The following is an 11600-nucleotide window of genomic DNA, read 5'->3' as shown; positions in this document are numbered from 1 at the left end:
AAGGAAACATCGAACGGAGGAGCTTTTGAGGCTCATCCGGCGATGAATCATGGTTCGGCGCATGAGCCAAATGCTGGCAAATGCAACGAAGAGAACTGGGGAAAAGGCTGCTTTTCAGGTCTTTCTAAAGACCTCTTTTTGAATTGCAGATGACGATAGGGCGAATTTCATGAGATTTCAAGGAAAAAATGACCAAATATGCCAGAAATGATCAAAATAGGCCCGGCGGGAGATATCCGCTTGCGATTACCGGGCTGCAGCAGGGGGCATGCACGGCTCGGTGCGAGGCCGAATTGCGGAGGGGAGAGCGGGAGCGCGCGCCCGGCCTTGTGAAGATGAGACTCTTTTGCGGTCAGGCCAGGATGACCTGAATGCCCAGACGCTCGATTGCGGCAATCGCTTCAGAAGATGCGCCAGTGTCGGTGATGAGCGTGTGTATCTCACTGGTCTGGCAGATGAGCGCGGGGCCGACGCGGTCCAGTTTGCTGGAGTCGCTTACGACAATGATCTGCTTGGAGCGCTTCATCATTTTTCGGTAGACCAGAGCCTCTTCCTGCTCCAGCGAAGTGATGCCGCGCTCGGGATGAAGGCCCGTGATGCTGAGAAAGAGGCGGTCCATGTATACGTCGTCGAGGAAGTCCAAGGCGGCGTGGCCGGTGAGAGAAAACGACCATGTCCAGGGGATCACACCGCCGGTGAGGTAGGTGCGGATTCCCGGCTGATTGCACAGTTCCATCCCGATATTGACGGCATTGGTAATGACATCGATGTTTTCGCGATGGCGCAGACTGCGGCCGACAAAAGTCGTCGTGGTTCCGGCCGAGAGCCCGATGGTTTCGCCTGGCTGAATGAGTTCGGCACCTGCGAGACCGATGCGGCGCTTTTCAGAAGCAAAGCGTTGCTCGCGAGCCAGGAAAGAGCTGTCAAACCGAAAAGGCTCGTAAAGAAGCGGCTCGACGAGTGTTGCCCCGCCGTGAATGCGGCGAATGAGTCCGCGATTCTCAAGCCTGCCCAGATCGCGCCGGATGCTTGGGGACGAAGAGCCGACAGCGGCAAGAATCTCTTCGATGGTAGCGGTTCCGGTGCGAAGCAGGAATTTGAGGATCTGTTCGGAACGTGGACTAAGCGTGTTGGACATCATTCACCCTGGCTACGGAGCAAGTTCTTCATCGTTTTCCCCGAAAGGAGGAATCCAACCCCACGATTTTTCGCAGGGACCCCGATGAACATCGCCGGGGCTCGACCTGATGACGAGATCAGGTGATCGTCTTCCCTCTCGTGAATCACAGATGCCCAGGACCGACGGGAACCGCCCAAGCGTTTGGCCGAGCCCAATGGCAATCTGAGCATACCCTAGCAAATCACATCAATAGAACTATTTACGCAACAATTCATTCTCTTTGGCCGCTCCCATTCGTATTGATCCCATATAAAAGCGGTGCCTGCCGGGACTTCTCTTCCTCCTTGAAGCGGCCTTCCAGAAAAAGAGATTGATCATTTTTAGCACATATGCTCAAATGTCGGAATTCTTTGCTCTTTGAGCCTTGATATCCGCTCTCCTTTCCTCAGATATCACCATTGCCCGAAATGAAAGACCCGCAATCAATGCGGAGCCTGCATATCTCCAACCCGGGGAGTTCCCCGAAGGCGGCTTTGGAAGTCCCCCGAACATTAGTCGTGGAGGAGAAGATGAATCACTCACGTTTCATCCGTAGTCTGCTGGGAGTTCTGTGCCTGATCCTGCTGCTGATTGCTGCTCCCATAACGTTGAAAGCGCAGAGTATTCCCGTGTGGCAAACCAACACTGCGTACACGGCGGGCCAAGAGGTGAGCTATAACGGCGTCGATTACATCTGTTTGCAATCGCATACCTCGGAGCCGGGCTGGGATCCACCGGATGCTCCCGCGCTCTGGAGTCCGGCCAGCTCCACCAGCTCATGCACAACGGCTCCCAGCTCGCCGACAGGCCTGACGGCTTCCAACACGACAAGCACGGGCACGACTCTGAATTGGGGAACAGTGACGGCGCCAGCCAACTGCTCGATCACCAGCTATACCGTACTCGAGAATGGAAGCTCCATCGGTACCGCGACCGGAACCAGCTTCACGGTGACCGGGCTGACGGCCTCCACAACCTACAACTTTGCTGTGCAGGCGACAGACTCCGATGGAACATCGTCGGCGAGCACGGCCGTGCCAGTTACGACCGCTGCCAGTTCGTCCGGTGGTGGATGCGGAGCAGCGTGGAATGCAGCCACGGCTTACACAACCGGCATGACAGTTAGCGAAAACGGAATCTCGTACGTCGCCAACTGGTGGACACAGGGGCAGGACCCGGCAACGAACAGCGGACCCGCCGGGAGCGGGAAACCGTGGACATCGCAGGGAGCCTGTTCCAGTTGCACACAAGCTCCCGCTACCCCAACTGGTCTGGCTGCCTCCACGACTTATGACAGCGCGAACCTGTCATGGAACGCAGATACGCCGCCGGCCGCCTGCACCGTGAGCTACACCGTTCAAGTGAGTCAGCAATCACCCGTCACCACCAGCGCAACTTCAGCAACGGTTTCGGGTCTGGCTTCCTCCACTGCTTACACGTTCACCGTCGCGGCCACGGACTCGGCGGGTTCGTCGTCCGCAGCTACGGGCAGCTTTACAACACAGGCCAACCCTTGCACGACTGCTCCCACGAGCGCACCTGCCAATCTGACCGCAGGCAATACCAGCGGTTCGTCCACAGTATTGAGCTGGTCCGCGGTCACTGCTCCTACCGGCTGCACCATCGGATACACCATCACCGGAGGGCCCGCGACAGAAAGCACATCCTCGACAAGCGATGTGGTCACCGGACTGAGCCCATCCACGTCATACACGTTCTCAGTGGCAGCAACCGATCATGCCGGGACAGGACCGGCCAGCACCGTTGCAGTGACCACTACCAATGCGCCTGCAAGCTATTTTGTGGGCGGATGGTTTGAGGAGTGGGGAACCTACTACGCCAACTCCAATGTTGCGGACCTGCAAACCAGCGGCGTCGTGAACTCGCTGACAGACGTGATCTACGCTTTTGCCAAGCCTGCCTCGAACGGCACGAACGTGGTCTGCTCGCTCGCCGACTCGTACGCGGACTACCAGAAGGCCGTGCCGCAAGTTCCTGGTGCGACAGCAGCAGCCTCTCCGTTGCTAGGCAACTTTGGCGCGCTGATGCAACTGAAGCAACTCCATCCCAACCTGAAAATACTGATCTCCATTGGCGGATGGAATCCACCGACGTATAACCAGCTATTTGACACAGCATCGAGCACGGCCGCCAATCGCCAGGCGTTTGTCAGCTCGTGCATCAACATGTTCATTCAGGGCAATATTGCGTCCGGAGTGAATGCACCCAACCTCTTCGATGGCTTTGATATTGACTGGGAGTTCCCCAACGCCGCCGAGACCAATAACTTCACCGCGCTGATGACGGAGTTTCGTAATGAGCTGAATACTCTGTCAACGACGACGGGCAAAACCTATCAGTTGATCGCCGATCTGGCTGCTGGTCCTTCCACGCCGGGTGCGGCCGAGTTCTCAGGCAACGATGGAGGATATGACACGATCGATATCCCTGCCGTCTCACAGGAACTCGACTACCTGAATGTGGATGGCTATAACTATGCCGGAGACTGGTCGAATGCCACGAACGATGGCTCGGCGCTCTATGACGAAGGGCAGGACCCGCTCTACGGCACCAGTTCGACCAAGGGATGCAACTACATCGATTGCACGGTGCAGTATTATCTCAGCCACGGCGCACCGGCGGCCAAGTACACCATGGGCATTCCACTTTATGGTGTGGGCTGGGCAGGCGGGCTGACCTCAACCAACAGCGGCATGTACCAAAATGCGACCGGTGCAACTGACGGCGCCGGCGCGATGACGACGAACGGCACCACGCCTGTTCCGCTGGCCAACGGTACGGGGCTCTGCACCAGCGGTAACAATCAATCCAGTCCGGCGGCAGGCTGCGATCCGCTGCTCACCGACGGAATGGCGACCTACGGAACTATCGAAAATATGATGAGCCACGGCTTCACTGTGAGCTTTGACTCCACCCGATGTGCAACCCGCATGTTCAATGCTTCCACCGCGCCTTTCAGTGACTGGGCATTCAGCTTCGACGACGCCAACTCGGTGCAATGCAAGGTGGATTACATCAAACAATATGGTTTGGGCGGCGCCTATGTCTGGGCGCTGAAGGATGATGATTCCTCTGGCACACTGACAAAAGCAGTCGCCGCCGACCTTAACCAGTAGCCATGATCCCTCATGTGGAGGACGGACATCGTCCTCCACATGAGAACTGTGCTTGTGGCGGATCTCATGCGGCGATGCCAGGCTACCAAGCGACGCCTTGCGTGTTATTGCTGTCCGGCCTCGGCGTTCCTTCGATGAGCTAGTTCCCTGCTTCCTTTAATCCGGCAGCCAGAGCTTTGATCTCGCTGGCAGCAGGCTCTTCGTCGTTCACGGCCCAGACGTAGGCTCCGCGCAGATGATGCGTGCGGATGTAAGCAGCCTTGGCGTTGATGGAACGCAGGTCGTCAAAGGTGTAGAACCAGTGACCAGAGGAAAGATATAGCGTAGCTTCCACACGTTTCGCGTCATACCAGTAGTGCGCGTCTGGACGATGCAACAACTGCGCGAGCGTGGCGTCGGTGGCAAAGCCCGGGGTGAGAATGTTGTCGCAACCCACAGCCGGATGCACTTTGCTCTGAGTAGGACATATGCCCTTTCCATTGGCAAGGAAGACGGGAGCCGGAGCTGCCGCAACCTGGTAAAGACCGTGGTTGCCTGCTTTGACACCGCTCCAGCCCAAGCCATAAAGCGGAATGCCCATGGTGTACTTGGACGGGGGTACGCCTGCTTTCATATAGGCTCGGACGGTGTCGTCAATGGAGCGCGCATCGTGGCGCAGAGGATCGGCGGGGCTGTCGTAGAGCGCAGAGCTGGCCTCCGTAAGCTTCTGGTCAGGAGACGCGTAGTCGTAGCCATCGATTGTAAGAAAATCGACTTCATTGGCTGCGGCCTTCAGGTCGATGTTCGCGTACTTCTTTGGATTAGCAGGAGAGTCGAAGGTCAGAGTGTAATGCCTGCCTGTTTTGCGACTCAGTGCGTTCAACTGCTGCCGGAACTCATGCAGCAATGCGGTGAAGTTGTTGCGGTCTGATTTGAGGGGAAACTCCCAATCCACGTTGAACCCGTCGAAGAGGCCTGGAGCATTTACACCAGGGGCGAGATGCCCCTGAATAAAAAGACGGATGCACGATTTGACCAGAGCCCGCCGCTTCGCGGGCGAGGCTGCGGCTGCGGTGAATCCCGATACATCGCCGGCCTGGCCGCCCAGCGAGATGAGCGTCTTCAAGTGGGGATGCAGCGCCTTGAGTTGCAACATGCCCGCGAAATTGCCGTAGACCGGACCCGAAAATTGCTTGCCGTTCACGCCGGGGACGGATTTGTTTTCCCACGCAGCGTAGGGATAAGCAATGGCGCAGACCGGTGAAGCGCCGGGCGTAACGTTGCCGAAGGCATAGATCAGGTAATCCAGCTTCGCGGCTACGCCGTTCCTTTCCAGATCAGCCATGGTGTAGCCCGAATACTGCCCATCCCATTCTTCAAAATAGGCTCCCAGCACGCGCTTCTGCGCTTGCGCAGAAATCGCACAGACGGAGAGGAATAAGATCAACCCCGCAAGGTAGATGGTTGAGATACGCAGAAACGCTGCCCTTGAAATCATGCGCCAAGTGTACGCCTGAGGAGATAGTCACAGGCCGATTACAAAGCTGGACGCTGAGAGATTTTTTGTGTGGCAGGTATCGGGAGCGCGAGCCTGCGTGCAGCCATCGGATCGCGAACGGGTCCATGCTCTTCGGAGAGAACATGGCAGAGGTGTTAAGGTAGTTTTCATTCCGGTATACCATTTCATCCATCCACCATGAACATTGCGGCCTATCTACTCTTCCTCACGAAAGGTTCTCGATGAAATCGCTGTCGCTCTCCTCCACCTGCAATCGGAACTCGGACGCCCGAAGCTACGCGTTTTGCTTTCGGCGCCTGCAGACTCTTTCACCGGCACTGCGACGTTGTCGTTCGGGATTTGGGCTGAACCGCCTCGTGTGGGCGCTTCTCGCAGCTCTGCTGTGCTGCTTTGCGCCTGTCATGCATGCGCAGATGCAGCCTCAGCCGCGCCTGATTCCTTTGCCACGAGAGTGTCATTTTTCGGGAACTACTTCCGCAGCCAGTGCACTGATTATTGTTCCTGGTGATAATCCAGAAGATAACTTTGCCGCGGAAGACCTCGAAAGAGCGATGAAGGCACGGGGCATCCAGGTCGCGCCCAGCACGGGCAGTCCCGAACTGACCGTCCGGCTTTTGCGCAAAGATACTCGGGCCGCGAAACAGGCCTTGGAGAGCGCGAATCTGAAATTTGAGCCCGCCATGAAGGCTGAAGGCTACGTTCTTTTGGCAACGCCTGGCAGAGTCACGATCGTGGGTGCGACCGCAGCAGGGGTGTTTTATGGCGTGCAGACGCTCAAGCAGATGTTGTCTGGTTACGGCACTTCAGCCTATCTAGCACTCGGCACAATTCGAGATTGGCCGGCGATGAGCTATCGAGGCATCGATGACGATCTATCACGCGGTCCCCTTCCGACGCTGGCTTTTATGAAGGAGCAGATCCGCACGTTTGCCTCATACAAAATCAATGTCTACTCTCCTTATCTCGAGAATGTGATCGAGTATGCGAATGATCCGGGCGTTGTGCCACCGGGCGGTGCGATTACGCGCGGTCAAGCTCAGGAGCTTTCACGCTACGCAAGCCAGTATCACATCATGATCATTCCCGAGCAGGAAGCCTTTGGCCATCTGCATCATGTGCTGACGGATGAGACCTACTCGAACCTGGCGGAAAATCCGCACGGGAGTGTACTGGCGCCGAACCAGCCCGGCACGCAAAAATTGATCCTGTCATGGTTCACTCAGCTCGCGGAGGATTTCCCCAGTCCGTTTCTGCACATTGGAGCGGACGAGACCTTCAACCTGGGAACCGGACGCACAAAAGAAGAGGTAGAAAAACGCGGCTTAGGTCCTGTTTACGCCGACTTCCTTTCACAGATTCATTCCACGCTGGCTCCGCTGCACCGGCGACTGCTCTTCTGGGGCGATGTGGCCTGGAATGACCCCGCAGCCATCAGCAGGCTGCCGAAAGATATGATTGCGGTTCCGTGGGTCTACTGGCATGAAGACAACTACGACAAAAATATTTTGCCGTTTAAGAATGCGGGGATTGAGACGTGGGTAGCGCCGGGAGACTCGAACTGGTCAGTCATGTACCCACTGGGCGAGAACGCCATCGATAATATCTCCGGCTTCATTGCAGCCGGCCAGCGGCTCGGCTCGACGGGTGCGTTAACCACGGTGTGGAACGATGACGGGGAAGGCCTCTTCAATGAAGACTGGTTCGGCGTTCTGTTTGGCGCGGCCGCCAGTTGGCAGCCGGGCTTGAGCAGTGGAGCGCCCTATCAGATGGCCTTTGGCAAAGTGTTTTTTCATGACACGAGCGGAAAAGTCATGGAAGCGCAACAGGAATTGATGGACGTGACGCACACCTGGGACGTGTCGGATAGAGTCTTCTGGCTTGACCCCTGGAACCCTGTTGAGCAGGAGAAGGTGCAGAAACTGAGCCTTCAAGTTCATGAGGTTCGCCTGCACGCTGAGAATGCTCTTCGCCTTTTGAGAGAAGCGCAGAGCGAATCCCCTCACCTGATTCATCCCGAGGTGATTGCCGCCATGGAGATGGCTGCACAGCGCATCGATTTTGCGGCTATGAAATTTCAGCTCTCGGCCGAAATGTCTGACGCGTATGCGCAGATCTATTCCATGCGCAAAGACAAGTCGAAGAAGACGAAATCTACCATCGAGAGGCTGTTCCAATCTATGGATGGAGTGGACGGCCGCTGCGAGGATATGGTTGAGGGCTACTCCAGAATTCGCGGACTCTATCGGCAGGCATGGCTGTCAGAAAACCGACCCTTCTGGATTGAAAACGTAATGGTTCGCTACGATCTGAAGATTCAACTATGGCAACAGCGTAGAGAGAAGATTCAGGAAATCAGCAATCAGTGGGAGAAAACCGGCAAACTTCCCCCTCCCAAGAAAGCGGGCATCCCCACAATCGCGACCGCTGCAATTGACTGAGCTAATCTCGCAGGGCATTTCCGAATAGAGGAGATGCCCTGCGCAATGATCTATTGAAAAGCAGCCACCGGCAGCGAGATGCGAACTATCGTGCTCAGAAAAATGTCTGCACTACCCCGATCACCCTGTAAGCAGAATCCAAAACAGGCAGCGCGCGCCACTTGTCGAATGTGAGGCACGGGTGCGAAATGTCGAACGCAATCATGTCACCGACGCAAAGATCATCCTCAACGGCGCACTGCATATAAGAATGCTGATCCATCATTTTTTGGATGGACCAATGACCAGGAGCCGGGAGCGGGGATGTCTGGCCGGGCCTAAATCGCAAGCCAGGCATCGGAAATCCTGCGTCAAATGCAACATCCCGCCTCCCCATCGCGATAATCGCTTTTTGAGGCTCGGGGCGAGATTGAACATAAGCCCAGAGGTGAAGAGCCGGCTTCAACCCGGAATGCATTTGCCGAGCCACGGGATTGCGTTCCAGTATCTGTTGCTGGGCCTCGCGATAGAGTCCGGCATCATGGGTCAGATAACAGCCTGGGCGCAGAATAATTTCTGCGGCGACACCGAGCCCTGCTTGCGAAAATACATCAGCTACGACGTCGTACCATGCTGAACCAGCGCCGGAAAGCAGAAAAGGGCTTCGACGAAAGCGTCCCTGTCCTGCAAGCTTTCGAGCAATCTCGACGGCGCTGGCGAGAAACTCCCGGATGGACGATTCGTCATCGAGCACACCCTCGTAAAGCTCCACTCCACTGAGCGCAAGCGCACTGTTCCACTGCGATAGCGCAAGCAGGACGGCATTGAGTTGATCTTCATTGCGGACTCCCGTTCTTCCGCCATCGACACCAAGCTCGAGCAGCACTGGCAACTGCTGCCCGCGGGCGGCAAAGAATTTTCCAAGCTGATGAATCTGATCCGCAGAGTCAACCAGACAGTAGAATTCGAGATCAGAATCGTTCAACAGGCGTGAGATGATTGCCATGTTTTCCTGGCCCACCAACTGGTTTGCCATGAGAATGCGGCGTACACCATGCTCATAAGCGACGCGTGTTTGATGCGGAGTAGCCAGCGTGATGCCCCATGCACCGTGCTTGAGCTGCAGATCAAACAGTGCAGGAGCCATGGTCGTCTTTCCATGCGGCGCCAGAGCGAGCCCATAAGAGGAAATAAACTGCTGCATCCACGCAAGGTTATGTTGCATGCGGTCCTGATACAGCACGGCCACGGGAAGGCTGAGCTCTTCCTTGAGCAGGTTCCAATTGCGATGAGCAATTTCGGTGGAAGAAGCTGGAGCCTGCAAATAACCCAGCCCTTTGTCGAGCGGGGAGATCAAGCTGGCTTGAAGAGCGAGATTGAAGGCACTGGTGCCGGACATTTCAGCCTCCTGAGGTTTGCAGGATATCTCATGCATGCTTTGCTTTGAGGGGAATTTGGTTTATACAGGGAGTTACCTGCTGAGCACTCTCAATGACAGCCTCTTCCCAATGCGACACCTTAATCCGGCAAGCCCGGATCATCGACGGTAACGATACCAGCATACGATGCGCAGACGTCGCGATCACAGGCGACCGGATTGTTGCGGTAGGCGAGGCATTGAATATAAGCGCCCGAAACAAAGTGGATGCGGATGGCCTCACACTGGCGCCCGGCTTCATCGACACTCACACGCATGATGACACCAGCGTGATTGAGACGCCGCAGATGCTGCCGAAAATCTCGCAGGGCGTCACCACTGTCATCGTAGGAAATTGCGGCATCAGCGCAGCACCGGTCACCCTTCGTTACGGTCTTCCTGACCCAATGAACTTGCTGGGAGATGCAGGGATGTTTCGCTATCCCCATTTCGCTGACTATGTAGCCGCGGTGCAAACAGCACAGCCCGCAGTGAACGTTGGCGCTTTGGTGGGCCACACCGCGCTGCGCAATAATCACATGGATCGTCTCGACCGCCCTGCAGATTCTGCCGAGATCGAAGCTATGCGCCTTCAACTGCAGGAAGCCCTGGAGCATGGAGCACTGGGACTCAGCACGGGGCTTGCCTATGGCTCAGCAAATGCCGCCACGGCAAAGGAAGTCTTGGCACTGATGCAGCCGCTGGAAGCCGCCGGCGGCATCTATGCCACACATTTGCGCAGTGAAACCGCAACGATTCTTGATGCGCTGCACGAGGCCTTTGAAGCCGGAGATCACTGCGGCGTACCGGTGATTGTCTCTCACCTCAAATGCGCGGGCATCGATAACTGGGGACGTGCCCAGGAAGTACTACAAGTACTGGACCGAGCACGAGCAACACAGCAGATCGGATGGGATTGCTATCCATATGCGGCCGGCTCAAGCACGCTTGATCTGCGCCAGGTCGATGAACGCGTCAAGATCACAATCACCTGGAGCGAGCCTCATCCTGAAATGGCCGGCAGCACCCTGGCCCAGATCGCTGCAAAGTGGAAGACTGCGCAACTCGATGCCGCACGCAAATTGCAACCTGCGGGAGCCATCTATCACAGCATCTCTGAAGAGGACATGCGGCTCATCCTGGGGCACCCGGCAACGATGATCGGCTCCGATGGCCTGCCTCATGATCCGCGGCCGCATCCTCGGTTATGGGGAACATTTCCACGTGTACTTGGCCGCTATTGCCGCGAAGAAAAGCTGTTCACGCTTCCGGAGGCCATCAGAAAGATGACGTGGTTGCCGGCACAGCGATTTGGCCTGCGGCATCGTGGCGCCATTCGCGAGGGCTACTTTGCAGATATGGTTCTCTTTGACGCAGAGAGGATCACTGACACCGCAACTTTCACGGACTCTCAATCGCCCTCTGCGGGAATTGTAGCTGTCTGGGTAAACGGCACACTTTCATACGGAGCAGAGAGTGAGACCGGCAGGAGGAGCGGGCGCTATTTATTCCGCTCTGCCAGGAGCTGGGCACAGTAGGCAAAGTTTTCAAACGCACAGGAGGAAAGTGGCGAGCATGAAGCGATATGGAATCGAAGGTGGCACCGGCACGGGCGGCCAGCATCTCCCGTTTTCAAGAGCAGTAGAAGCCGATGGCTGGCTTTATGTTTCCGGTCAGGTTCCAATGATGGACGGTGAAGTTGTGACCGGAAATATAACGGCACAGGCACGGCAAGCAATCCAAAATCTCATGGCTATTCTCCACGAAGCGGGATACGAAAGGCAGCACATCGTTCGGTGCGGCGTCTGGCTGGAAGACCCTCGCGACTTCAGCGCTTTCAATGCTGTGTTCCGGGAGTTTTTTGGAGAACATCCACCCGCTCGCGCCTGTGTGGTATCAAGCATGGTGATCGACTGCAAGGTGGAGATCGACTGCGTCGCCTACAAGAAGCCCATACGCTGATCAGCATTCG

General features: G+C 56.4%; 7 protein-coding genes. 4 read left to right on the top strand and 3 right to left on the bottom strand.

Features of this window, described 5'->3' with window-relative positions:
• Nucleotides 1–352 precede the first annotated feature (352 nt).
• On the bottom strand, nt 353–1138 hold the full coding sequence (locus ACP_RS00195; RefSeq protein WP_012680450.1) for a DeoR/GlpR family DNA-binding transcription regulator: 786 nt from the start codon (nt 1136–1138) through the stop codon (nt 353–355).
• 551 nt (nt 1139–1689) lie between these two features.
• On the opposite strand from ACP_RS00195, the gene ACP_RS00190 reads away from it, so the two are divergent.
• On the top strand, nt 1690–4296 hold the full coding sequence (locus ACP_RS00190; RefSeq protein ID WP_012680449.1) for a glycosyl hydrolase family 18 protein: 2607 nt from the start codon (nt 1690–1692) through the stop codon (nt 4294–4296).
• A gap of 139 nt (nt 4297–4435) precedes the next feature.
• Here the strand turns inward: ACP_RS00190 and ACP_RS00185 are convergent, their stop codons facing one another.
• Complete coding sequence (locus tag ACP_RS00185; protein WP_169305877.1) at nt 4436–5671, bottom strand: glycoside hydrolase family 18 protein; 1236 nt, start codon at nt 5669–5671, stop codon at nt 4436–4438.
• A gap of 344 nt (nt 5672–6015) precedes the next feature.
• Here ACP_RS00185 and ACP_RS00180 point away from each other — a divergent pair, with 344 nt between their 5' ends.
• Nucleotides 6016–8232 carry a beta-N-acetylhexosaminidase gene (locus ACP_RS00180; RefSeq protein ID WP_012680447.1) on the top strand — a complete coding sequence of 739 codons (2217 nt, stop codon included), beginning with the start codon at nt 6016–6018 and terminating at the stop codon, nt 8230–8232.
• Nucleotides 8233–8326: 94 nt separating this feature from the next.
• On the opposite strand, the gene ACP_RS00175 is transcribed toward ACP_RS00180, so the two are convergent.
• A complete protein-coding gene (locus tag ACP_RS00175; protein WP_012680446.1) occupies nt 8327–9610 on the bottom strand; it encodes an amino acid deaminase in 1284 nt (427 codons plus the stop codon).
• 92 nt (nt 9611–9702) lie between these two features.
• On the opposite strand from ACP_RS00175, the gene ACP_RS00170 reads away from it, so the two are divergent.
• Both ACP_RS00170 and ACP_RS00165 read left to right on the top strand, forming a co-directional pair.
• Nucleotides 9703–11166, top strand: a complete 1464-nt coding sequence (locus ACP_RS00170; protein WP_012680445.1) for an N-acyl-D-amino-acid deacylase family protein — start codon at nt 9703–9705, stop codon at nt 11164–11166.
• A 37-nt stretch (nt 11167–11203) separates the two neighbouring features.
• Entirely contained in the window at nt 11204–11590 is a 387-nt protein-coding gene (locus ACP_RS00165; RefSeq protein ID WP_041839118.1) for a RidA family protein, read from the top strand.
• Nucleotides 11591–11600 lie beyond the last annotated feature (10 nt).

It is taken from the genome of Acidobacterium capsulatum ATCC 51196, assembly GCF_000022565.1.
In the GTDB taxonomy this organism is placed as follows: Bacteria; Acidobacteriota; Terriglobia; order Terriglobales; family Acidobacteriaceae; genus Acidobacterium; species Acidobacterium capsulatum.
The sequence above is the reverse complement of the archived record's forward strand: the minus strand, read 5'-3'. Positions and strand labels throughout refer to the sequence as shown.

Bases quoted from the DNA above. Each gene is read 5' to 3' on its own strand.
- ACP_RS00175 (WP_012680446.1), bottom strand. From the start codon at position 9,610: ATGTCCGGCACCAGTGCCTTCAATCTCGCTCTTCAAGCCAGCTTGATC.
- ACP_RS00165 (WP_041839118.1), top strand. From the start codon at position 11,204: ATGAAGCGATATGGAATCGAAGGTGGCACCGGCACGGGCGGCCAGCAT.
- ACP_RS00190 (WP_012680449.1), top strand. From the start codon at position 1,690: ATGAATCACTCACGTTTCATCCGTAGTCTGCTGGGAGTTCTGTGCCTG.
- ACP_RS00195 (WP_012680450.1), bottom strand. From the start codon at position 1,138: ATGTCCAACACGCTTAGTCCACGTTCCGAACAGATCCTCAAATTCCTG.
- ACP_RS00170 (WP_012680445.1), top strand. From the start codon at position 9,703: ATGACAGCCTCTTCCCAATGCGACACCTTAATCCGGCAAGCCCGGATC.
- ACP_RS00180 (WP_012680447.1), top strand. From the start codon at position 6,016: ATGAAATCGCTGTCGCTCTCCTCCACCTGCAATCGGAACTCGGACGCC.